This is a genomic window from Micromonospora sp. NPDC005163 (genome assembly GCF_053599835.1).
This window is the reverse complement of the sequence record NZ_JBSFYP010000012.1, coordinates 16,710-38,239: the sequence shown is the minus strand read 5'-3', so window position 1 is coordinate 38,239 and position 21,530 is coordinate 16,710. Positions and strand designations below refer to the sequence as shown.

Here is a 21,530-nt window from a genome sequence, read left to right as displayed (position 1 = left end):
ATCGACACAAGGACGACTTTGCGCATCTGCACAAGTCAGAAGCCCGTCGAGGGAGAGCCGATCCGAACGGCACACCTGGTCGGGGCCGATGGTGGGCGCAGTGTCATCCCTGCACCCCGCACCGGTTCATGGCGACGAGGAGCGGCCGTTGGCAAGGGCTCGTTTCCCCGCGTGGCTCAAGGCCCGGTGCCCCGGCGCGACCGAGTTCGCTGCGCGGAGACTCCGTTCAGATGGGCGGGCGGCGGGACAGCAGGCATCCAGTCAGCGCCGCGGCGAGGCCGGCCAGCCCGGCTGCCGCGAAGCCGCCCGCTGGGACGGAGACGTCGATCGCCAGCCCGACGACCGGGGATCCGAGCGCGAAACCCGCGCTCAGCGCCGAGGATTGCAGACCTGTCGCCTCACCCCGCACGCTGGCCGGCGCAAGCCGGCTCACCGCGTCGGCCACCGTGGAAAGGGTTGGCGCGGTGAGAAGCCCGGCGCCGACCAGTGCCAGTCCCGGCGCACCGTTCGCTCGGGGCCGGACGCGCTTGCGGGCCCAGCACAGGACGATGGCCGAATAGCCGTGTGAGCTCTCCTGGGCGACCTGCCGGACCTCGATCGACCCGTCCAGCGGCCCGAACTCCGGCCGCAGCACCGCCCTGAGGTCGTGTTCGTCGACATCAGCACTGGGAAAGGTCCTTCCCGCGACGAGGTAGCCGCGACATCGGCGCAGGGCCGCGGTGACGAAGAGACCCCCGGGCTGGACCAGGCCCGTGATGTGTCGCATGAGGAGCTGCCAGGTGGGCCGGTCGTCGGTGGCGGAGTCCGCGCAGTAGGCGCTGACCACCGTCGCGTACCGGCGGTCCACCGGGCGGGCGTGCCGGCCATCCACCCGGATCAGCGCGGTGATCTTTCCCCTGACGAGGTCCTCGCGGGCGGCCACGTCCTCGTCGGTCGGGCAGCTGATCCCCTCGCACCGCAGGGTGTGGCGGACGAACGGTCGCCAGTCGTGGGCGTCGGGTTCGCGGTCGATCCACCGCTGGATCTCGCGGAGGTTGGCCGGCAGATAGTCGCCCAGGTGAATCTCCGATGCCACCTCGGCTGCCGCGAACACGTGGTGCAGGGTGGGCCCGACCCCGAAGAACAACACGGGTTGACCGCGCTCCGCGTGGCGCATCGCCTCGACGAAGAACGCGATGGTGGCGATCTCGTCCGGTTCGACGGCCCGGTAGTAGCTGGCGAGGTACTCGGCCGGTACCCAGTCCGTGTCGAACGAGGCGTACCGGTGGCGGCGGCGCCGGAGGAATGCTCGGGTGAGACGGGCGAGCCCGTACTCGTACAGCGCGGCACCGAGGTTCGCGCCGCCGAGGAACACGAGTGCGTCGTTCGAGCTGATCGAGTCGCTGAGCGCGGCGACCCCGAAGGCACCCGCGTAGTAGGGCACCTCCTTGGCGACCTCCGTACCGGCGTACCCGATGGCCGCCGCCACGCGCGGTGCGCGGGCGCTGTTCGTCATCCGCCGGATCACGTCGTACGCCGCTTTGGACAGCACGTTGGTGCTGGTTCCGGTCGTGGCCAGGAGCATCCAGTTCGCTCGCACAGTGGCGGTGAGGCCGATCCCCCAGACCGCGTAGCTCGCGACGAGAAACGCCACCACCCACTGGCGGTCGAGGCCGCTGAACAGACCGGAGGCGACCAGGCACGTGCCCGCGGCCACCACGCTCGCCTCCAGCGCGTAGGCCGACGCCACGGTGGCGGCAAGGCTGACGGTCCACTTCCTGAGCCCTGGGTGCTCCGTCGGCGGGCGCCGCGGTGGCCGAACCGCCTGCGCCACGGGAATCCCGTTCATACCGGTGCCGCCGCTCGGGCCGGTTCCCAGGCCACCGCCTGAAATACCGCGACCACCAGCGCGCAGACCGGTTGCCCGGTGCACCGAGCGCCCGCGACCTCGATGCCACGCCGCGGGAAGCTCGTACCCCGGTTGCGGCACAACGCGTCCAGAGAGGTGGTCACCAGCCTCCGCAGGCTCGCCTCGTCGCTGGCCTCGTGTTCCACCAGCAGTCCGCGTCCGCACCCGTCCTGCGCCCAGCCGACACCGGCCCAGGCCTCTGCTTGTGGCACCGCTGTTCGCGCCTGTGCCGCCACGCAGTACAGCCGGTCGCCCCAACTGCCCGAGGTACAGCCGATCCGGTCGACCTGTCGTACCGAGCTGGCGGGTGGCAACACCGAGCTGAGGTAGATCAGGTTACGGTCGGCGACGCCGGCCGCCACCAGCGCGGCGTCGAACGCTGCCAGCTGGGTCGGACCACGGCCGACGGCCCCGGCCACCAGGATGTTCATCGGTTCCCGCCAGCCGAGCGGAGTTCGGCCGGGGATGCCTGCGCGGTCCGCGTCCGTTCCGACCGGACGCGCTCGGCCTCGACCAGTACCCGGCGCGAGAGCTTGCCCGACGGCGCCCTCGGCACCGATGGGGTGAACCGAACGGCGTGGAGCCGCTTGTAGGGGGCGACCCGCTCAGCCACGTAGGCCAGCAGCTCGTCGGCCGTCGCCGGTCCCCGCAGCACCACGTGCGCGACCGGCACCTCGCCGGCGTCCGCGTCGGGCCGGGGCACCACGGCCGCGTCGGCGACCGCCAGGTGGGTGCGGAGCAGGTGCTCCAGCTCGGCCGGCGCGACCTGGTACCCCTGGTACTTGATCAATTCCTTCAGCCGGTCGACCACGTACAGGTAGCCGTCCTCGTCGAAGTAGCAGAGATCGCCGGTGTGCAGCCAGCCGTCGGCGTCGATGGTGGCGGCCGTGGCCTCCGGTCGGTCGCGGTAGCCCCGCATGAGCTGCGGGCCACGGATCCACAGCTCGCCGGCGCGTCCGGCACCGAGGTCGCCGCCGCCGCCGTCCGGGTCGACGACGCGCGCCTCGGTGTTGGGTACCAGCCGGCCGACCGACCCGCGCCGCGGCTCGTCGAGTGGGCCGACGGTGACCATGGCGCTGGCCTCCGTCATGCCGAGGCCCTGACTGACCACACAGCCGAGCCGCTCGGCGCACCGCTGTTCCACATCGGCGCCGAGAGGTGCCGCACCCACGCCGAGGCTTCTCAGCGACGACAGGTCGTGCCTGTCCACCAGCGGATGGTCGGCCAACGCCGTCGCCAGCGGCGGTGACACGACGCTGACCGTCGCCCGGTGTTCCGCAATGGCCCGAAGGAAGACCTCGAGGTCGTAGCCAGCCAGGGTCACGACGGTGGCGCCCGCCGCCAGGCTGCAGGGCAGCAGGAAGTTGAACCCCATGACGTGGAAGAACGGCGCTGCGGCGAGGACCACGTCGTCCTCGCGGAAATCGATCACCGCCTGGCTCTGGCGGACGTTCGTCACCAGGTTCGAGTGGGTCAGCTCCACTCCCTTGGGCAGGCCGGTGGTGCCGCTCGAGTAGGGCAGGGCGGCCAGCTCGTTGTCGAGGTCGCTCGTCACCTCCGCCGGCGGATGGTGGTGGGCGATCAGCTCGCGGAACGACGTCGCGCCCGCCGCCTCCCCGAAGACCAGCACCTCCTGGACGCCGGCCAGCTCGGCGGCCGCCAACGCGCGGTCCAGGAACGGCGGGACGGTGACCAGCATCCGCGCCGCGGCGTCGGTGAGCTGGCCGGCCAACTCCTCGACGGTGAGCATCGGGTTGGCGCCGGTGACGATCCCGCCGGCCGCCATCGTCCCGTAGGCCGCCAGGGCGTACTCGGGCAGATTGGGGCTGTAGAGGGCCAGGACGTCACCCGCCGCGAAGCCTCGGGCGACCAGGCCGGCCGCGACCCGCTCCACACCGGTGGCCAGCTGGCGGTAGCTGATCGTGCGGCCGGTTACGCCGTCGATCAGGGCCGGCTTCTCGCCGAGGCGGGCGGCGTGCCGCAGCACGAGCGATTGCACGGTGGTACCGCCGACCTGCACCTCGGGCAGTTCGCTGCGGAACGGGTGGACGACTGCCATGGTGACTCCCCTGCCGTGTGCGACCACACCAGCCGGCGGGATGCCGCTGGTGGACCGGGTTTCGCCCCTCATGACCCGACCGTAGGGAGCCGTCGTGTGCAGACCGTTTCCCGACCGTTTTCGCAGCGTGGATCGCGATAGAGTTCTTCGCGGACGACGACGGCGGTGGCGATGCGGGACCAGGAGTTGCGTGTCCGGGTGCTCGGCGGGGCCGAGCTGACGGTCGGCGGCCGTCCACTGGTCGAGCTGGCCTCTGCCAAGGCGACGGCGCTCCTGTTCTACCTGGCGGTCACCGGCACCGCCCACTCACGCTCGGCGCTGGCCGGGTTGCTCTGGAGCGACCTTCCGGAGCCGACGGCCCGGGCAAATCTGCGGCTGGTGCTGACCAAGCTGCGTCGGGTCGTCCCGGAGCATGTGGCAGTGAGCAGGCAGACCATTGCGCTCGCGGACAGCCGGCAGGTGTGGGTCGACGCTGTGGAGGTGGGCCGGGTGGCCGCCTCCGATCAGGACGACGACGAGCTGCTGGAGGCCGTCCGGCTCTGCCGAGGCGATTTTCTCGAGGGTTTCGGCGTCCCCGGAGCCCCGCTGTTCGACGAGTGGTTGGCCGACCGGCGCGCCGCGGTCCGAGCGGACATGCTCGCGCTCATGGACCGTGCCGTGCGGCGGGCCAGAGACCGGCGGGATGCTGCCGGCGGCATCGAGGTGACCCTTCGTCTGCTGCAGCTGGAGCGGCTCCACGAGGAGGCGCACCGCGCGTTGATGTGGTTCCTGGCCGTGGGCGGTCAGCGCAGCGCCGCTCTCGCCCAGTACGAGACCTGCCGCTACCTCCTCCGAGAGGAGCTGGGCGTCGAGCCAGCGCCGGCCACGCTCGCTCTGCGGGACGAGATCGCCAGCACCGGTGGGTTCACCGCGCTGGGTGTCCTCCCGGCCACGGCGAACCCGGCCCGGTCGGCCGGGTCGCCGACGTCCGACCTGCCTCGCCCACTCACCGCGCTGATCGGTCGGGACCGGGAGCTCGCGCGTCTGCATGAGCTCCTCGACGATCCGGCGTGCCGGCTCGTGACCCTCGTAGGCCCCGGCGGAATCGGTAAGACCCGGCTGGCGGTGGAGGTCACCGCGAGTCGGCGGACGCGGCATCGTGGCGGGACGGTGTTCGTGTCGTTCGTGGGGACCAGCGCGGCCCGCCCGGACGAGGCCGCCGACCTGGTCGTCGCCGGCCTCGCCCGCGCGCTGGAGGTAGAGCTGGCCGTGCCCCGCGAGCCACTGGACCTGCTCACCGACCAGCTCGCCGGCCGCAAACTGCTGCTGGTGCTCGACAACCTGGAGCACCTCCGGGACGCCGCGGGGGTCCTCGCCGAACTGCTGCGACGAGCACCGGGTACGCAGCTGCTGGTGACCTCCCGGCGGCAGCTGGGGCTGGGCGTGGAGTGGCTGGTCGAGGTGCCCGGCCTGCCGTACCCGCCGCCGGGCGCCGACGCGGACGCCGCCGGCTACGAGGCGGTGCAGCTCTTCCAGGAGCGGGCGCGGCCGCTGCGCCCCGGCTTCCCCGCCGTCGTCGACGCCGAGGGCGTCGGTCGGGTGTGCCGGCTGGTCGCCGGTGTGCCGCTGGCCATCGAGCTGGCCGCCCGCTGGGTACGGTCCGCCAGCCCGGCCGCCATCGCCGACCGGCTCGCCGACGGGCTCGAACTGCTCGAGACGACCGCACCTGACGTGGAGCGGCGGCACCGCAGCCTCCGCTCGGTGATCGACTGGTCGTGGCGGCTGCTGACCGACGAGGAACGACGGACCCTGCGTCGGTTGTCGGTGCTGCGCCGCAGCTTCGACCTCGCGGCCGCCGGCGCCGTGGCGGACGCCGGACTGCCGATGCTGGCCAGCCTGGTCGACCAGTCGCTGGTCGCCGTCGGTGGGGATGGCCGCTACGAGATGCACGAGCTGCTCCGGCAGTACGCCGCCGAGAGTCTGGCCACGGACCCGGCGGAGGAGGCGCGGGCGCGGTGGCGCCACGCCGAGCACTATGTCGCGCTGCTCCCCCCACCGGATGAGGCCCGCGCCGAGGGCCGGCCGAGTCTGGAAGTCGAGCAGGAGAACCTGCGCGCCGCCACCGACTGGCTCATCCTGGACGCCGACCCGACCGCGCTCGACGCCCACCTGCTGCGGCTGTGGGCGCTGTACCGGCGCCTGGGCTGGTTCCGGGAGGCTCAGGTCTTCTTCGGCGCCGCCCTGGAACGCCATGGGATCACGACCCTGCAGCGGGCACGCTGGCACCGCATGCTCGGCGAGACGCACCAGCAGCTCGGCGAGGCGAACGCCGCGCGGTACCACCTGGAACGGGCGTTGGATCTGCTCGGCGCCCGCGTGCCGGCGTCGACGACGGGCCGGCTGGGGATGCTCACGTCACAGGTGGCACGCCGGACACTCCGGGGCCTGCGGCCGGGTGGTGCCGTCGCCCGTCGTGCGGAACGGCGCGAGGCGGCCCGGGAACGCGCCGCCACCTGCTTCACGATCGCCGAGGTCTACTGGGTGCTCAATGAGCACTTCCCGATCCTCGCGGCGTCGATCTCGTCGTTGAACGATGCCGAACGCGCCGGGGACCTCGACCTCATCGTCCGGGCGCAGGCCGGTCTCGGGATGACCGTCGGCACCCTGGGGTTGCGCCAGCTCGCGGGCCGACACCTCCGCGCCGCGAGCGCCGCCGTCGAGCGCACCGACGACCCGCTCACCGCCTGCTGGGTCGGCATCGTGGGCGGGCTGCACTGGACCGGCGTCGGCGACTGGGCGGCGGTCGAGGCCGGTGCCGACAGGGTCCTGAAACTCCGACGCCGGACACCGATGCACCGGTGGGCCGACGAGGTGCTGCTGATCACCGCGGTCACCCGGTACCTCACCGCCCGCTATTCGCAGGCGGCCGCGGCGGCCGTCGAGGCGATGGCTTCCGGCCGCGACCGCCGCGATCCCATCGTGCACCTGTGGGGGCTGCTCGTCCTGATCGAGACGGCCCTGCGCGCCAACCCCGACGACGCGGCTCTGGCGGGCTGGTCCGAAGAGGCCGCACAGCTCCTGCCGGCAGCAGCCCGGATCGACGCCGCCCGCCTCCACGTCGCCACCGCCCGCCAACACCTCGCCGCCGGGCGGCGGGCGGACGCGTGGCAGGCGATCCGCACCGCCGACCACCTGATGGGCCTACATCAGTCATTCGAGCAGTACGCCATCGAGGCGCACGCCGGCGTCCCCGAGGTCTGTCTGACGCTGCTCGAACAGGCCGGCTCTCGGGAAAATCCGGCTGGCGGAGCGGACGAGCCGGACCCCGCCCACCTACGCGCGACCACAGCGGTCGCCCTGCGCCGGCTGCATCGCTACGCCCGCACGTTTCCCATGGCCCGTCCGAGGGCGCTCATCTGCCTGGGCTGGCACCGCTGGCTCGACGGCCGCGCCGGGGCCGCCCGCCGGGCGTGGGTCCGGGCGGTACGCGAAGCCGAGCGCCGTGGGATGCCCTACGAACTGGCGCGCGCCCACCACGAACTCGGCCGTCACCTCGCCTCGGGGCAGCGGTCCACCCTCGGGCTCACCAGGGCCGAGCACCTGGATCGGGCGATCGCCGGATTCGACGCCGCCGGGTGTGGCGCCGATCTGCGCCGAGTTCAGGCGCTCGCCGGTTACTTGTCCGGCCGTACCATCTCCCGGTGATCTCCCCCCGCCGACGGCTGGCCGCCGCGTCCATTCTCCTGGTGTTGGAGGCGGTGGCGTTCGGGCTCGTCGTGACCGAGTCCGTGACCGGTGCGATCGCCGCCGTTGCCATCACCTGCGTGTCGTTGTGGGTGCACCTCGTCCTGCACGAGTGCGGGCACCTTGTCATGGCGAAGCTGCTGCGTCTGCCGGTCATCGCGGTCCGTATCGCACCCTTCGGCGGGTGGCGGAACGAAGTGTCGGTCCGGCCAGCGCCGTCGGCGACCGCGCTGCCGCTGCGGATGGTGCTGTTCTACCTCGGTGGCCCGATGGCGAACCTGTGCAGTGCGGCGGTGCTCTGTGCCGCAGCGGCGTTGACGAGCACGGCGTTGACACGCCTCGCGCTGTTCGGCGCAGCGCTTTTCGCGGCGCTGCTCGGGGTGGTCAACCTCATTCCCGGGACTTCGCCCCGCAGTGACGGCCGCAACCTGCTGCGCTGGCTCCTCGCGCCAACAGCCACCCTTGCCGCGCTACGGGCTGGCTACTACCAGGAGGAGGTGAGCAGCACGTTGCGGACGATCGCCCGAGGGCAGGTCGACGACGATCGTCTCGGAGATCCAGCTCGCGACGGCAACGACCCGCGACTCGCGCTCGCCGCCGTCCACCGGCGCTGGAGCACGGGCCACACGCAGTCGACGGCGGACCTCATCGCCGACGCTGAGCGGCTCGCGGCGCTGGCGCGCGCCGACCGCACCGATCCCATGACCGCCGCCGCAATCGGACAGGTGCTCACCGTGCAGTTCGGGTTGTGGTACCTGTACGCCGCGGTGGTGAACGAATCGCCGGTCCAACACCCGGAGGTGGTGGAGATCGCGGAACTGGCCCAGCTCGCCTTCCACGTACAGCCGCACATGTTGTCCGCCCGTGTCGCCATGAGCCTGGCTCACCTGCTCAACCAGCGGCCGGAGCAGGCGCGTTCGCTGCTTCTCGACATTCGGCCGAGTGTCGACCCGCCGAACCTGTGCAGCGTCGCGTTACTCCTGCGGGCCATCGCCGAGTGTTACCTCGGCAACCACGCCGATGCGGACGCCCTCACCAGGGCGGCCGGCCGCGACCACCCGCAACTGACGCAGGTCGTTGCCGCGATCCAGGCTGCGGATCCGGTGCCGCCCCTGTTCGCCCCGGCACCGATGGCGGACACCTGACCGCGAGGGCATGTCCGCGGCACCGGTTCGGCTCGACAGACCGGCCGGTCGGCGTGGCGCCGGGGTCAGGCCCCGCGCGACGGCGCGCGGCGCAGCGAGCTGGTCGCGTTCACCCCGGCCTTGTCACTCACCCCGATGCCCAGCCGCTCGACCAGTTCCCCGCCCAGCCAGGCAGTCCCCAGGGCCAGGATGATGCCCGCGAAGCTCAGGACCAGCGCGGCGGCGTTCGGCTCCCAGTTCTCCCGGGACAGACGCACCAGCCAGCTCACCGCGAACAGGATCACGACCACCAGGTTGCCGACGCCGTGCGCCGCGCCGATCCGCTTGGCCCGGGTGCCGGCCGGGATGGCACTCCAGTCGATGAGGCCGAACAGGGCGGCGACCACGCCGCCGATGACACCCGCCGCGATGGTGTACGCGGCGGAGATCTGGAATCCGGTGCGGTCGGTGATCAGATAGAGGATGTCGAAGATGACCGACGTGGCGAGGAGCCCGAGCGGGAACACGATCAGCATGGGATGGATCGCGTGACCCATCGCCTTGGCTCGACTTTCCACCACTACCTCCTGTCGGGGCGACAACCGCGCCCGCATACCCGGACCGGACGCCGATACACCCGGCGGGACAGTTCGGTTTCAACGGCCGCCGGCGGACCGAGCGTTCAGGTGAATGGCGTCGCGTATGACCGCGGCCAGGGCGGGTTCACCGACGTCGGAGCAGCCCTCGTTTGGTTATGAAGGCTCGCAACGTCTCGGCATCCTCGGCCGACATCAACCAGCGTGGGATCACGGTCGCCGGCATCCGGCCGACGTACACGATCCAGAACTCCGGGGTATCCCTCACCTCGGCGACCCCGTCCCAGGCTATGCCACCGGACTCCGAGCCGCTGCGCATCATGATGTTGTCATCGGTGATGTCGTAGGCGCCCTCGACGGCGTAGCGACTGGAGCGACGCCGGGCGCGCCACCGCACCCACGGCCAGTACAGCATCGACAGCAGGCCGCCCACGATCATCGCCATCCACAGCGGCGAAGTCTGTTCACCCCACCCGGACCCCCGCGAGACGGCCAAACCGATCGCCCCGACCGCCGCCAGCACCGCACCGATGTAGCCGAACCTGCGCAGCCGGACCCTGCCGAGCGCAGCGGCCACGCGGCCTGGGTAGGCGGGATCGGCTGGGACGTCAAAACGGATGTGCACGCCAGAACGATAGTGCCCCCACCCGCCCCCTGGCAGCGCCTGACTCCCGCCGCCGGGCCGGACCGTCGAGCGCCGCCGTTGTCAGCGGCACGCGGCAGGAGCCTCTGCTCATCGGCGGTCCCGCGAGAATTCTTCTGGCATAGCGTCGGATCCAGGGCGAGTCGTTCGTAGAGCAGGCGAGAGGCAGCTGGACGAGGTCGCCGGGACAAGGGAGCCATGGGATGACGCGATACTTGATCTCGTTCAATGACGGCTCGATGGACCACATCCCCGACGAGGATTGGCCCGACGTGGGCAAGGCATCGCACGCGGTAGTCCAGGAGGCCGTGAACGCCGGCGTGTTTGTGTTCGGCGCTGGACCCGAACGCCAGAGGGCGAGCGTCGTGGCAACGGACGGGATGGTCACCGATGGCCCTTACCCGGAGACCAAGGAGGTCATTGGCGGGTTCGTGGTCGTCGACGTGGCCTCACGCGAGGAGGCGCTGACGTGGGCTGCCAAGATTGCCGGCGCTTGCCGCTGCGCGCAAGAGGTTCGGGAGCTCATGCCCGATCCCGAAACAGACGCGATGCTTCGCCGGGCTGACATGTGATGGTGACGTTCCGACGGTGTCGGATCGAGGAAGACTCGCCACGTCAGAGCAAGACTTGCGTCGGAGTCGCTCTCATCGCGGCTGCGCACCGTAGGTTGGTGTGGCTCTCATCTGGCGTGCGCCCCGCCGGTCACCGCGGCGGTGAGAGGCTCAAGAGGTCAGGAATGGTCCGTTCGCAGCGGCTGATCGCAGGCGGCGGCACGATCCAGTAGCAGGCTCCGCTCCCGCTCGTTGCGGGTCAGCGACGCCGCCCGCTCGAACTCCGCCCGCGCCTCGGCGTGCCGGCCCAGCTTGACCAGGAAGTCACCGCGTGCACTGGGCAGCAGGTGGTAGTTCTGCATGGCCGGGAAGGCCATCAGCTGATCCAGCAGCGCCAGCCCGGTCGCCGGCCCGAACGCCATGGACAGCGCCACCGCGCGGTTCAGCTCGACCACCGGGGACGGCATCGCCTCGGCCAGATTCTCGTAGAACCAGGCGATGCGCTCCCAGTCGGTGTCCTCGAAGCGGCGTGCCCGGGCGTGGCACGCGGTGATGGCCGCCTGCAGCACGTACGGGCCGGGCTTGCCATCGATCAGGGCCTCGGCACGCTCCAGCGCGGCCAAGCCGCGGCGGATCAGCAGCTGGTCCCAGCGGGCCCGGTTCTGGTCGCCCAGCAGGATCGGCTCGCCCCCGGGGCCGGTGCGAGCGACCGCCCGGGAGGCCTGGATCTCCATCAGCGCCACCAGGCCGTGCACCTCGGGCTCGCGCGGGGCCAGCCGGGCCAGGACCCGGCCCAGCCGCAGGGCCTCCTCGCACAGCGCCGGCCGCATCCACTCGTCGCCGGTGGTGGCCGAGTAGCCCTCGTTGAAGATCAGGTAGACGACCTCGAGCACCGAGGAGAACCGGGCCGCCAGCTCGTCGCCCTGCGGTACCTCGAACGGCACCTGGGCGTTGGCCAGGGTCTTCTTGGCCCGCACGATCCGTTGCGCCACGGTCGGTTCCGGCACCAGGAAGGCCCGGGCGATCTCGTCGGTGGTCAGGCCGCCGAGCAGCCGCAGGGTCAGTGCGGCGCGGGCCTCCGTGGACAGCACCGGATGGCAGGCCACGAACACCAGCCGCAGCAGGTCGTCGCCGATGCCGTCGTCCTCGGCGACCATCGCGCCGATGTCCGGGGTGGATTCCTCGAGTTCCCGGCCGACCTCCTCGACCTTGCGCTTGAAGGTCTCGTTGCGCCGGATCTGGTCGATGGCCCGACGCTTGGCGGTGGTCATCAGCCACGCGCCCGGATTGCGCGGCACGCCCTCCGCCGGCCACTGCTCCAGCGCCGCGACCAGCGCGTCCTGCGCCAACTCCTCGGCCACGCCGATGTCGCGGACGAGCCTGGTCAGTCCGGCGATGAGCCGGGGCGCCTCGATCCGCCAGGCAGCCTCGATCGCGCGGTGGGTGTCAGTGGCCACGGCCCCCGTCTACCCCACCGCGCGATCGGACGCAAGCACGCTCATGCCACGCGGGCGGGTTCGGTCCTGAGCCGAACCCGCGTCTCCCAGGTTGCGGTGATCAGTTCCCGGCGACCGTCGCGCGCCGCCTCTCCACGGCCGCCTGCTGCTCGGCGGTGAATTCCTCGCCGAAGTCCTCGGCGTGGAAGACCCGCCGGATCTCGATGTTGGTCTGCGCCCCCACGCCCGGGTGCTGGATCGGGCAGCGCTTGAACCACTCGACACACTCCTCGAGCGACTTCATTTCGACCAGGTAGTAACCGGCGATGAGCTCCTTGGTCTCGGTGAACGGCCCGTCCACCACGGTCTTCTTGTCGCCGTCGAAGTAGATCCGGGCACCCTTGGCGCTGGACTGAAGGCCGCCGGCGTCCAGCAGCACGCCGGCGTCGACCATCTCCTGAATGAACTTGCCCATCGTGTCGAAATCCTCGGTGGCGGGCAGCACGCCGGCCTCGCTCGCCGCGGTGGCCTTGGTGATCACCATGAACCGCATCGCTGTCTCCTCATGTCAGGGTGCCATCTCACCTACGCGTCGAACGGCGGTCGGCCCGCTCGACACCCTGCCAGAAGTTTTTTCCGCCGCGCTTGGCAACGCCGCGCTCGGCGGGTCGGCGGGTCCGCTGCCCACCAGGCGAAGGCGGCCGGTCCGGCCTAGCGGGCGCCCGACGGCGGCCAGCGCTGGCGGGACGACCCTCCGCCCGGTTCGGTTGACTCCTGACCTGTGCGGATGTGTTCCTCACTGGAAGGATGTCTGTATGCCGAAGGCGTTCCCGCCGGAGTCGCGTCGTGATGCGGTCGCGGTCGCCCGCGCGGGTGAGGCGCCGATCGCCAAGGACCCGCACACGCGGCCTGAACTACTCAACCCCGCGAGTCAATCCAACCCGGGACGGTACGCCGGCAAAGCTGGAAGGCGACAGGGTTGAGCAGCGATCTGCGCGTGGCGGTGGCCGGTGCCGGCCTCGGTGGGTTGTGCCTCGCCCAGGGGCTCGTGCGGGCCGGCGTCGACGTCCAGGTCTACGAACGCGACGCCGCGCCCGACGTCCGCCGGCAGGGCTACCGGCTGCACGTCGACGCACGCGCCAGCCTGGCACTCGACAAGTGCCTGCCGCCGAAGCTGTTCCGGCTGTTTCTCGCGACGGCGAGCCAGCCGAGCAGGAAGTTTACCGTTCTCTCCGCCCAACTGCGCGTCCTGCACGAGACACTCACCGACCCGAACCGCGACCCGTACCAGCCCGAGACGCTCAGCACGTCGGTCAACCGCGGGACGCTTCGCGAGATTCTCGGCGCAGGCCTCGACGATCGGATCCACTTCGGCCGCGAGCTCGACGAGTACGAGCAGGACACGGCCGGTGTGACAATGCACTTCGCGGACGGTTCGACCGAGCGCGCCGACGTGCTCGTCGGCGCGGACGGCGTGCACTCGGCGGTCCGCCGCACGATGCTGCCCGACGCGACGGTCGTGGACACCGGGTCGCGCATCATCTACGGCAAGACGCCGCTCGACGACGAGACGCGACGGCTCGTCCCGGCGGCGCTACGTGACGGGTTCACCGCGATCATCGGCGGCCACATCGGCTTGGCGACCGGACTCGTCGAGTTACGCCAGCCGCCGCCGGAGGCGGCCGCCGCAATCGCCCCGAGGGTGAGGTTGAGCCCGACCGGCGACTACCTGATGTGGGGCGTGTCCGCGCAGCATGACCGGTTCCCAGAGTCAGACGCGACGATGACCGGGATGGACGCGGTGGCGCTGCATGTCGTCGCGTCCACGGCGATCCGTACGTGGCACCCCGACCTGCGCGCGCTGCTCGCCAAAGCCGCGGTCGACGAGACGTTCCTCGTCCGGGTCCGCAGCGCCGAACGCGTCCAGCCGTGGACGCCGAGCCGGGTGACCCTGCTCGGCGACGCGATCCACGCGATGAGCCCGGCCCGTGGCTCCGGCGCGAATACGGCCCTACTGGACGCGTCGAACCTGTGCGGTGCGCTCACCGGTGGCGGCACCGACATCGTCGCAGCGATCGGTGCCTACGAGGAGAAGATGCGCGACTACGGCTTCACCGCAGTCGAGGCGTCCCGGCAGGCAGAGACGCGTACCGCTCGCTGGGGGAACTCGGTGTGGCTCTGGATCTTCAACCATCTGCCGAAGCCACGCTCCCGCACGTGACGGCCGGGCGCGGGTGTCCGCCACCGGGCAGGGCCCGTAGGACCGACGCCGCGATGCGCACTCGGTACGACCTCGGTGTAGGTGCCGGACATCGGACGGCCGCGGCCTGGGCTCGCGATGCCAGGACCAGGCCTTGCCCGGCACACACCCGGGCAGCTACAGGGCAGTCGCGGTCTTCTCCAGGATGCTGCCAAGTGCGCCGTAGTCGACGGTTTGCCCATCTCTGATGTCAACGGCTTTGCGTTCACCGTTGCCCAGAGCCCGAAGAAACCCCTTGACCTCAGGAACGTCCGTTGCGTTGAACATCATGAACGAGACCTTGTCCTTGGCCACCGCGATGACGGCCGCGTAGTGCCCGTTCTTGAGGTAGTGCGGCTTGCCGTACTGGAGCCGCTCCTCGACATCTGGAATGGTCTGGCCGACCATCGCACGTAGTTTCTCGCACACATCGATCTGCCACGGCTGCGCCTTGTTGATGTACTGGGTGACATCGTCACTCAAGGTCTTCTCCTTCATTGTCGTTGCCAGAAATGACGGTCCATATCCAGACCGATGCACGACGACCAGCTGGGTCTCATCGTAGATCCGGATCGTGCCGGTGCACCGCCCCGTTTACCCGTCACCGACACGCGTGTCACCACGCCGCCCGCGCCATCGGCGCAACCGTCACCGGCGTGACCCGTCACAGGTTGATTTGAGCGCTCTCGACCCCGGCGAGCACGACCAGATCCGCTACTGGAAGCCAACCACCCTCGGCGAGCTGCTGTTCAACCACTGGGACTGAAGACCAGTAGCCTGAGACAAGGAACAACCAAGATCATCTAGTCGGACGTGTCACGAATCAAATGACAGCGATCCGTAACGCATCAAGTGGAGCCCGACATCGCCGGAAGCCGGCTGTCCGGTTCTCAGGACCTGCGTGACATATCGGTATAAGGAACTCACCGGCGTCGACTGTCGCCCGTCCGTGTAACGCGGGTCGCTCGATCCAGTCCATGGCGGCACGTCCGCGATCATCGCCGCTGCCGCATGTCAGAATGCTCCCAAACGTGGAGCAGAGCCGGCAGAACGGGCGAGCCGATGACGACGGGCAGGGCGTCCGAGCTGGTGCGGAAAGCCGAGGATCCACAGCGGGCCACGTTCCTGGAACTCTTCTTCGACCTGGTGTTCGTCCTCGCGCTCGCTCAGCTCTCGCGCGGCCTGGCCGAGGATCTCGGGTGGGGCAGCGCCTTCCGGACGCTGGTGCTGTTGGGGGCCCTGTGGTGGGTCTGGTCCAGCACCGCGTGGCTGACCGACCGGACGGACCCGCAACGAACGGTAATCCAGGCGCTGGTCATCGCGACCATGGTCGGCAGCCTGGTGATGGCGGCCGCGGTGCCCGAGGCATTCGGCGACACGGGCCTGATCTTCGCGGGCGCCTACGTCGCCATCCAGCTCGGCCGCGGGCTCGTCCTCGTGGTCGTTCTGCGTGGCCACGAACTGCAGCGCACCGGCGTGCGCGGGCTGTTCTGGTACGGCCTGTCGGCGCTGCCGTGGTTCGCGGGGGCGCTCGTGCACGGTACGGCGCGTGGCGCGTTGTGGGCACTCGCGGTGGTCCTTGACCACACGGCAGGCAGAATCGGCTTCCCCACCCCGGGGGCGGGCCGTACGCCCAGCGAAGATCTTGTGATCTCGGGCGAGCACCTGTCCGAGCGCTACCGGCAGTTCTTCATCATCGCGCTCGGCGAGCTGATCTTCGTTACCGGACTGGCCCTGAGCAGCAGCGGCTTCGCGCCGGACAGGGTCGCCGCGTTCGCAGTGTCGATCGCGACCACCGTGCTGCTGTGGCGGATCTACATATACCGCGCTGGGCAGGTCCTGGCCGAAGCGATTGCCCTGTCTGGCGACCCGGTCCGCCTCGCCGGAACGGCGTCATACGCCCACCTGGCCATGGTGGCCGGCGTGGTCGCTACAGCCGTCGGCGACGAACTTGTCATCGCAAATCCACTCGGGCACACCCCACCGGCCTGGATCGCCGTCATCCTCGGCGGACCCGCGCTGTACCTGGCCGGGCGCGCCCGCTTCGAGCACGCGGTATTCGGCCGCGTATCCCGGTCCCGACCAATCGGCGTCCTTACACTGGCCGCCCTGACACCGGCGATGCTCCCCCTGCCACCAGTCGTCGTCGCCACCGCCGCTGCCCTCGTCCTGACCGGCATCGCCATATCCGACGCAGCCCGCGCCCGCGGACGGCCGCCCGAGCCACCGTCACCACCCGGCTAGCCAGAAGTTTCACCCATGTCTCGAGACTGATCTGTTACGCACGTCCCGCAAAGAGCTACTGGCAACCGGGGAAACCGTACGCAAGCGGACGGCCGGAACTGGCACAGAACTCACCAGCCAGGAAGCCCAGATCTCCAGACTGGCCAGAGACGGGCACACCAACCCTGAGATCGCCGCCCAGATGTTCATCAGCCCACGCACGGTGGAGTGGCACCTCGGCAACGTGTTCAGCAAGCTCGGCGTCAGGTCACGCAGGCAACTCCGCACATTGCTCTCCCCTTCGCAACCGCCGCCGACGTAATCAGCAGCGGTCTCGCGATATCTGGCAAGGAGACCCGCGCGCGAACTCACGCCCAGCTTGGGGAAAAGGCCTTGTACAGGTGGGTCGAGACGGTACGCGGCGGCAGCACGAGTCGCGCGGCGATCTGCTTCGTGGCCGACTCGTCCACCGACGTGCAGCGGTGTCCCGCCTGGTGCTTTCCGATCGTCACCCAGTCCTCCGCCCTGCGAGGCCACGTCTCCGTCCCCCCGGATCGACCTGATTTCCTTTAGCATCGTCGGCGTAGCAACGCGGCTGGTTCAAATCAACATGAAGGCTCGGGACGACTCCGCGCTGGGCGGCTTCTGGGCGCAGGCGCTCGGCTGGGAAGTCTCCAGCGAGGGCCCCGGCGTGACCAACCTCGAACCCGAGGGCTTCGTCTACCCCGACCCCGTCGCTGTCTGCATCGACCTCGTCGTCTCCCCGGAACCCAAGACGGTGAAGAACCGCGTGCACGTCGACCTCGCCACCACCTCGGCGGCCCATCACGCGGAGTTGATCACGCGCCTGAAGGATCTCGGCGCAACACCCGCCGACGTCGGCCAGGGCGACGTCCCATGGACGGTCATGGCCGATCCAGAGGGCAACGAGTTCTGCGTGCTGGACTGGCACGACCCGATCCGAGACACCGGACCGATCGCCACGGTAGTGGTCGACTGCGCGGATCCGCGTGCCATGGCCCGCTTCTGGGGCAAGGCCATGGACTGGACCCTGCACGAGGTGACCGACCACAAAGCGGTACTGCGCTCCGCCAAGGGTGTCGGCCCATATCTGCAGTTCCTCCGCACACCCGACGTGAAGACCGTGTGGAACCGCGTCCATCTCGACGTCCGCCCGTACCCGGGTGACGACCTGGAGGTCGAGGCGGCCAGGCTGCGCACTCTCGGCGCCACCGCCATCGACCTAGGCCAGAACGAAGTCCCGTGGACGGTCCTCGCCGACCCCGAAGGCAACGAGTTCTGCCTCCTCGCCCCAGGCTGAGCAAAACCCTCTTCACCCGCTCACTACGGCAACGGCGCGGACGTGCGACGGCCGCCGCGCCCCGGGCGGCTGCCGACCCACCAGCTGCCCACCCAACGGGCTGTCGTTCTGCGGCGGTCCTCCGGACGTCCCGCTGTCCGCGCCAGCTGCCGGGCCTCAGGCGTGACGGCCGCAGAGCGGCAGCGGCCGGCGAGCGCCCTGGCGGCGGCGCGTGCGGCCCGTTGCGGCCGCCTTGGCCCGCGTGACAGGACTCCCCGCGAGCTGCGGCACGGCTTCGTGTGGTGGAGAGCTGGAAGGCAGCGTCCCGGTTGCCGACGGCGTTTGGCACGCGCGGGTCGCGGCAGAAATGACGTGGCACGGGGTGGGTATGCCGGACATCGCGGCCAGAGGTCGGCGGGACGCGGGCGATAACTGACAAAGCCGAGGTGATCTCATGGCAAGGAACTGGCTGGCCAGTCTGACGAACGGGATCGTGGCCGGTGCCGCCGGCACGCTCGCCCGCGAACTGTTCAGCAATCTCGACGTGGGCGTCCGGGCTCGCCCGATGAGCGACACGCACGAGCGCGCCGTGCAGCGGATGGTGGATCTGGCCCACGTGAACCTGGGGCCGGCAGACCGGGCGGCGAAGCGGCGTGCCGGGTTCGGGCCGGTGTTCGGGTTCGTCAACGGAGTGTTGGCCGTGTCGCTCTTCGCGGCGCTCACCGGGCGGCGGCGGCCACCACTGCCGGTGGCGGCGGGGGTGATCGGGATCGGCGGCATGCTGGTGGCCGACGGGTCGATGGCCGCGCTCGGGGTGACGGACCCGCGCCGCTGGGGCGCCGAGGGCTGGCTCGAGGATGCCCTACCGTACGTCGCGTACGGCCTGGTCGCCGCCGCGACGCTCAAGCGGCTGGACCGGTGCGGCTGACGCGGCCCGGCGCACCGGTGTTCAGCGGTCCGGTCGAGCGGGTGCCGGAGCCGTTGGCAGCAGTTGCCCGCGGGCCGCGGCGACAACCGTCCGGACGGCGATGCCTCCGATCAGCACGGTGATCGCGGCCAGCACCAGGTACGCGTAGACCCGGTGCCCGGACGGCCGGGTGTCGGCGATCCAGTGCAACGTGGTCGTCGCCACCGCCGCGAACGGGAACGTGAACGCCCAGAACGTGGGGGCGAACGACAAGCCCAGGTACGCGGGGAGGAGCCGGACCTGAGTGAGGACCATCAACAGCCCGTAACCGGAAATTAGCGAGACGACAAAGTCGATCCGCGCCCCGTTGAGAGCAAACAGCGCCACGGCGGCCAGCGCAGGGGGCGCCACCTCGATAGCCAACGTCGGAATCAGCGCTGGCGGCAGCGGCGGCCGGAAGAACAGCCGGTTGAGCGTCAGCGAGCCGATGACGAGCCAGCAGACGAGCCCGAGTCCCAGCATGAGCAGTGAGAGCGGGCGCTGCCCGACGACGGCGGTGCTGGCGGAGGCGACGAGTCCACCGGCCACGGTGGGCAGGAAGTAGCCGGGGTGCATGCGGTCGACGTCGAGCGGGCCGTACATCCATTGGCCGGTTATCCATGCACCGAACAGCACAGTGAGGACGACGAACACGTCGACGACGATCCGGGCGGCACCGAGGTGGTGCGGCGCGAGGCCCTGGGCGGCGAGCAGCATCGGCGTGATCACCGCGAGCGAGACGAATGGGGCGAGCACCGGATCGAGCAGGTCAGCGACGAGCGCGCGGCGGACCGACAGGGTGTAGGCCGCGTAGCCCGCCGTGGTGGCCAGCCAGACCGCCGCCGCGAGCACGAGCAGGGCGTCGCCGACCCAGGTCGGCGCGCTGCCGCCGCCCGCCGCGACGGCCCAACTGCCCGCCAGGCCGGCCAGCCCGAAGGGAATGCCGAAGACGGTCGGCGGGACACGGACGGCGGCCATCGGCACCTCTCTCCTCGCGCCTTGGGTCCACGCTGCCGACGCTCACCGCCGCCAGCGACGAGCGGTGCCGGGGTGGCCTGTTGCGGACTGTTTGGGCGGCCGATTCGGGCCGTGCTCAGCGGCCGTCGACCACGGACGCGATCTTGGCTGGGGCGTTCAGGGGTGCGAGCTGATCCTCGCCCAGTCCGTACCGCTGGGCGAGGTACGCGGGGTCCTGCCACGTCACCAGCGAGCCGGGCTGGCCGTCGTTTCGCACCATGAGTCGCATTGGCAGGTCGATGGCGATCTCGGGACGGGCCTGCATGAGCGGAGTGCCCGCCTGCGGGTTCCCAAAGATGATTACCTGTGTGTCGGGCATACTCAGCCCGGCCTTGCGAGCGGCCGCCGCATGGTCGACCACCGCCGCCACCGCAGCGCCCACGCGTTCCGCCTCAGCCCGCAGCGCGGAGATTGTCTCTCCGACATCGTAGGCGCTCCGCCTGGTCACCAATCCGTCGTTCACGGCCGACCCCCGCTCACCGCGTCGCTGGGCGAATCCATCTCATCTTGCCCGCACCGGAGGCCGGTCTGGGGAGGTTTGCCGTAAAACGGCTGTGGGAACTGCTCGTACCTTCGCCGTCGGCGACGCCCCAGCTGTCGAGTAGGAGGCCGGTCCGACCTTCGTCGGCCCGAGCGAGCTACCTACCGTGTGAGCCGGGGCGTCGCCGCGACGACTTCGTTGCGTCAGGCCGGGGCGGCCGGACAGCTCGCGCCGGTTGGGGGTGTGGCTCTTTCGATGAGGTACCGCTCGACATGACTCCGGACGCACTCCGTCCGTGGGCAGCTGCCGTGCCCCGACCCCTCATAGGTGAGGAGGTGGGCTTGCCTGCCGATCTCTCGCACGACCCGGAGCGCGCCGTCGTACGGGGTTGCCGGGTCCTAAACGACCGTTGAGCACCAGCAGCGGGGCGCTCGTCCGTACCCGCAGCTGATGTTGCGGGTTAATCGCCGTCCAGCCCAGGCAGATCGCGGTGAAGCGGACGGCCAGCGGTGAGGCCCGCAGGGTGAGGTGCCGTGGCGCGGGTCAGTTTGAGGTCTCTTTCTGCACAGTCGCAGCGATACGACATGTACACCCGCGAGCAACTCGTGGCGCGGGCGATGAACCACCGGCCGGACCTCGAACCCGAAGAGAGCTGGGCCTACTCCAACACCGGTTTCGTCCTGGTCGGCAGGATAATCGAGCGTGGCGTCGGCCGGTCTCTGCAACAGGAGGACACCAATCGGATCGTCTGTCCGCTCGGGCTGCACCACACACCGCCAGGACGTTCCAAGCGTCACACCGCCCGGCCCCGCCACCGGGGAGGCGCGTCACCAAGGCGACCAACTTTGCACTCACCCGTCGGCGCGCACTAGCCGTAGACGTGGGGGCTGTATCGGTCGATCGACACGAACCGATTCCCAGCGCGGACTACGCCTATCCGGCGTCATCCCATTCGGCTAGAAGTCACCCGACGGACAGCCGGAACCAAGTTCCGGTCTCGGAGCCTCCCCACGTCTGACTGCGTCGGCCGCCAGCGGGCCGCCGTCCAGGCACCCGAGGGCGACGTCGGGCCCGCCGTGCCTGACGGTCTGACCACGACTTGCCATTCCAGTTCAAACGGGTCCGCCCAGGTACTCCAAGATCGCGGCCACAGCCACCGCCTTGATCATCGTGATCTGCGCGGATCTGGAGAATCGTCAGACGGTGGCCACCTCACGCTGAGCACCACCCGCCGAAGTCCACGCAGGACTGCTCCGGACGTCAGTAGCCGAGCTTGAACGACTAACTCAAGCAATGCTCAAGAT

Annotated in this window: 20 protein-coding genes and 1 pseudogene; 9 read left to right on the top strand and 12 right to left on the bottom strand. The window is 70.3% G+C overall.

Features of this window, described 5'->3' with window-relative positions; genetic code table 11:
* Nucleotides 1-226: 226 nt before the first annotated feature.
* The 3 genes from gntF to ACWD6N_RS11315 all read right to left on the bottom strand — a co-directional run bounded on the left by gntF (nucleotide 227) and on the right by ACWD6N_RS11315 (nucleotide 4,019).
* A complete protein-coding gene (gene gntF / locus ACWD6N_RS11325; protein WP_449936986.1) occupies nucleotides 227-1,729 on the bottom strand; it encodes a guanitoxin biosynthesis pre-guanitoxin forming N-methyltransferase GntF in 1,503 nt (500 codons plus the stop codon).
* Between the two features lie 95 nt (nucleotides 1,730-1,824).
* Nucleotides 1,825-2,319, bottom strand: coding sequence for a pyruvoyl-dependent arginine decarboxylase (locus ACWD6N_RS11320; RefSeq protein WP_387326370.1), 495 nt, complete (start codon nucleotides 2,317-2,319; stop codon nucleotides 1,825-1,827).
* The gene (locus ACWD6N_RS11315) at nucleotides 2,316-4,019 is read right to left on the bottom strand and encodes an AMP-binding protein (RefSeq protein WP_387326368.1); all 1,704 of its coding nucleotides are present in this window, start codon (nucleotides 4,017-4,019) and stop codon (nucleotides 2,316-2,318) included. The genes ACWD6N_RS11320 and ACWD6N_RS11315 overlap by 4 nt, the downstream gene beginning before the upstream one ends.
* 99 nt (nucleotides 4,020-4,118) lie before the next feature.
* Here ACWD6N_RS11315 and ACWD6N_RS11310 point away from each other — a divergent pair, with 99 nt between their 5' ends.
* Nucleotides 4,119-7,631, top strand: a complete 3,513-nt coding sequence (locus ACWD6N_RS11310) for an ATP-binding protein (RefSeq protein ID WP_450004687.1) — start codon at nucleotides 4,119-4,121, stop codon at nucleotides 7,629-7,631.
* Entirely contained in the window at nucleotides 7,628-8,815 is a 1,188-nt protein-coding gene (locus ACWD6N_RS11305; protein ID WP_387326365.1) for a zinc metalloprotease, read from the top strand. Before ACWD6N_RS11310 ends, ACWD6N_RS11305 begins: the two co-directional genes overlap by 4 nt.
* Nucleotides 8,816-8,880: 65 nt before the next feature.
* Here ACWD6N_RS11305 and ACWD6N_RS11300 read toward each other — a convergent pair whose 3' ends face one another.
* Entirely contained in the window at nucleotides 8,881-9,372 is a 492-nt protein-coding gene (locus ACWD6N_RS11300) for a DUF2231 domain-containing protein (protein ID WP_354966861.1), read from the bottom strand.
* A 145-nt stretch (nucleotides 9,373-9,517) separates the two neighbouring features.
* Nucleotides 9,518-10,015: a YcxB family protein gene (locus ACWD6N_RS11295; RefSeq protein WP_387326362.1), complete on the bottom strand. Its 498-nt coding sequence runs from the start codon at nucleotides 10,013-10,015 to the stop codon at nucleotides 9,518-9,520.
* Nucleotides 10,016-10,236: 221 nt separating this feature from the next.
* Between ACWD6N_RS11295 and ACWD6N_RS11290 the strand changes: the two genes are divergently transcribed.
* Nucleotides 10,237-10,605 (top strand): YciI family protein, encoded by a 369-nt coding sequence (locus ACWD6N_RS11290; protein ID WP_387326359.1) that lies wholly within the window; start codon nucleotides 10,237-10,239, stop codon nucleotides 10,603-10,605.
* A 158-nt stretch (nucleotides 10,606-10,763) separates the two neighbouring features.
* Here ACWD6N_RS11290 and ACWD6N_RS11285 read toward each other — a convergent pair whose 3' ends face one another.
* Together ACWD6N_RS11285 and ACWD6N_RS11280 are read right to left on the bottom strand one after the other, a co-directional pair.
* Nucleotides 10,764-12,041, bottom strand: a complete 1,278-nt coding sequence (locus ACWD6N_RS11285; protein WP_387326356.1) for an RNA polymerase sigma factor — start codon at nucleotides 12,039-12,041, stop codon at nucleotides 10,764-10,766.
* Nucleotides 12,042-12,141: 100 nt separating this feature from the next.
* Complete coding sequence (locus ACWD6N_RS11280; protein ID WP_387326353.1) at nucleotides 12,142-12,573, bottom strand: YciI family protein; 432 nt, start codon at nucleotides 12,571-12,573, stop codon at nucleotides 12,142-12,144.
* 426 nt (nucleotides 12,574-12,999) lie between these two features.
* On the opposite strand from ACWD6N_RS11280, the gene ACWD6N_RS11275 reads away from it, so the two are divergent.
* Nucleotides 13,000-14,241: an FAD-dependent oxidoreductase gene (locus tag ACWD6N_RS11275; protein ID WP_387326350.1), complete on the top strand. Its 1,242-nt coding sequence runs from the start codon at nucleotides 13,000-13,002 to the stop codon at nucleotides 14,239-14,241.
* A gap of 156 nt (nucleotides 14,242-14,397) precedes the next feature.
* Here ACWD6N_RS11275 and ACWD6N_RS11270 read toward each other — a convergent pair whose 3' ends face one another.
* Nucleotides 14,398-14,742 carry a DUF1801 domain-containing protein gene (locus tag ACWD6N_RS11270; RefSeq protein ID WP_387326347.1) on the bottom strand — a complete coding sequence of 115 codons (345 nt, stop codon included), beginning with the start codon at nucleotides 14,740-14,742 and terminating at the stop codon, nucleotides 14,398-14,400.
* Between the two features lie 579 nt (nucleotides 14,743-15,321).
* Here ACWD6N_RS11270 and ACWD6N_RS11265 point away from each other — a divergent pair.
* Together ACWD6N_RS11265 and ACWD6N_RS11260 are read left to right on the top strand one after the other, a co-directional pair.
* Nucleotides 15,322-16,503: a low temperature requirement protein A gene (locus ACWD6N_RS11265; protein WP_449936978.1), complete on the top strand. Its 1,182-nt coding sequence runs from the start codon at nucleotides 15,322-15,324 to the stop codon at nucleotides 16,501-16,503.
* A gap of 31 nt (nucleotides 16,504-16,534) precedes the next feature.
* Nucleotides 16,535-16,804 carry a helix-turn-helix domain-containing protein gene (locus ACWD6N_RS11260; RefSeq protein WP_387326709.1) on the top strand — a complete coding sequence of 90 codons (270 nt, stop codon included), beginning with the start codon at nucleotides 16,535-16,537 and terminating at the stop codon, nucleotides 16,802-16,804.
* 46 nt (nucleotides 16,805-16,850) lie between these two features.
* Here ACWD6N_RS11260 and ACWD6N_RS11255 read toward each other — a convergent pair whose 3' ends face one another.
* Nucleotides 16,851-16,994, bottom strand: a complete 144-nt coding sequence (locus ACWD6N_RS11255) for a hypothetical protein (protein ID WP_354966870.1) — start codon at nucleotides 16,992-16,994, stop codon at nucleotides 16,851-16,853.
* A 98-nt stretch (nucleotides 16,995-17,092) separates the two neighbouring features.
* Between ACWD6N_RS11255 and ACWD6N_RS11250 the strand changes: the two genes are divergently transcribed.
* Both ACWD6N_RS11250 and ACWD6N_RS11245 read left to right on the top strand, forming a co-directional pair.
* Nucleotides 17,093-17,803, top strand: a complete 711-nt coding sequence (locus ACWD6N_RS11250; protein ID WP_449936976.1) for a VOC family protein — start codon at nucleotides 17,093-17,095, stop codon at nucleotides 17,801-17,803.
* A 433-nt stretch (nucleotides 17,804-18,236) separates the two neighbouring features.
* Entirely contained in the window at nucleotides 18,237-18,710 is a 474-nt protein-coding gene (locus ACWD6N_RS11245) for a hypothetical protein (RefSeq protein WP_387326335.1), read from the top strand.
* A 21-nt stretch (nucleotides 18,711-18,731) separates the two neighbouring features.
* Here ACWD6N_RS11245 and ACWD6N_RS11240 read toward each other — a convergent pair whose 3' ends face one another.
* The 3 genes and pseudogenes from ACWD6N_RS11240 to ACWD6N_RS11230 all read right to left on the bottom strand — a co-directional run.
* A complete protein-coding gene (locus tag ACWD6N_RS11240) occupies nucleotides 18,732-19,706 on the bottom strand; it encodes an SLAC1 family transporter (protein ID WP_449936973.1) in 975 nt (324 codons plus the stop codon).
* Nucleotides 19,707-19,821: 115 nt separating this feature from the next.
* Nucleotides 19,822-20,127, bottom strand: coding sequence for a DUF302 domain-containing protein (locus tag ACWD6N_RS11235; protein ID WP_450004682.1), 306 nt, complete (start codon nucleotides 20,125-20,127; stop codon nucleotides 19,822-19,824).
* A 302-nt stretch (nucleotides 20,128-20,429) separates the two neighbouring features.
* Nucleotides 20,430-20,612, bottom strand: a pseudogene (locus tag ACWD6N_RS11230) (alpha/beta hydrolase); the annotation flags it as partial.
* 198 nt (nucleotides 20,613-20,810) lie between these two features.
* On the opposite strand from ACWD6N_RS11230, the gene ACWD6N_RS11225 reads away from it, so the two are divergent.
* Nucleotides 20,811-21,098 carry a serine hydrolase gene (locus ACWD6N_RS11225; protein ID WP_449937005.1) on the top strand — a complete coding sequence of 96 codons (288 nt, stop codon included), beginning with the start codon at nucleotides 20,811-20,813 and terminating at the stop codon, nucleotides 21,096-21,098.
* Nucleotides 21,099-21,530 lie beyond the last annotated feature (432 nt).

Excerpts from the sequence above, each read along its gene's own strand:
- ACWD6N_RS11265 (WP_449936978.1), top strand. The coding sequence starts at position 15,322 with ATGACGACGGGCAGGGCGTCCGAGCTGGTGCGGAAAGCCGAGGATCCA.
- ACWD6N_RS11280 (WP_387326353.1), bottom strand. The coding sequence starts at position 12,573 with ATGCGGTTCATGGTGATCACCAAGGCCACCGCGGCGAGCGAGGCCGGC.
- ACWD6N_RS11250 (WP_449936976.1), top strand. The coding sequence starts at position 17,093 with ATGAAGGCTCGGGACGACTCCGCGCTGGGCGGCTTCTGGGCGCAGGCG.
- ACWD6N_RS11320 (WP_387326370.1), bottom strand. The coding sequence starts at position 2,319 with ATGAACATCCTGGTGGCCGGGGCCGTCGGCCGTGGTCCGACCCAGCTG.
- ACWD6N_RS11225 (WP_449937005.1), top strand. The coding sequence starts at position 20,811 with ATGTACACCCGCGAGCAACTCGTGGCGCGGGCGATGAACCACCGGCCG.
- ACWD6N_RS11290 (WP_387326359.1), top strand. The coding sequence starts at position 10,237 with ATGACGCGATACTTGATCTCGTTCAATGACGGCTCGATGGACCACATC.
- ACWD6N_RS11310 (WP_450004687.1), top strand. The coding sequence starts at position 4,119 with ATGCGGGACCAGGAGTTGCGTGTCCGGGTGCTCGGCGGGGCCGAGCTG.
- ACWD6N_RS11240 (WP_449936973.1), bottom strand. The coding sequence starts at position 19,706 with ATGGCCGCCGTCCGTGTCCCGCCGACCGTCTTCGGCATTCCCTTCGGG.
- ACWD6N_RS11245 (WP_387326335.1), top strand. The coding sequence starts at position 18,237 with ATGGCAAGGAACTGGCTGGCCAGTCTGACGAACGGGATCGTGGCCGGT.
- ACWD6N_RS11315 (WP_387326368.1), bottom strand. The coding sequence starts at position 4,019 with ATGAGGGGCGAAACCCGGTCCACCAGCGGCATCCCGCCGGCTGGTGTG.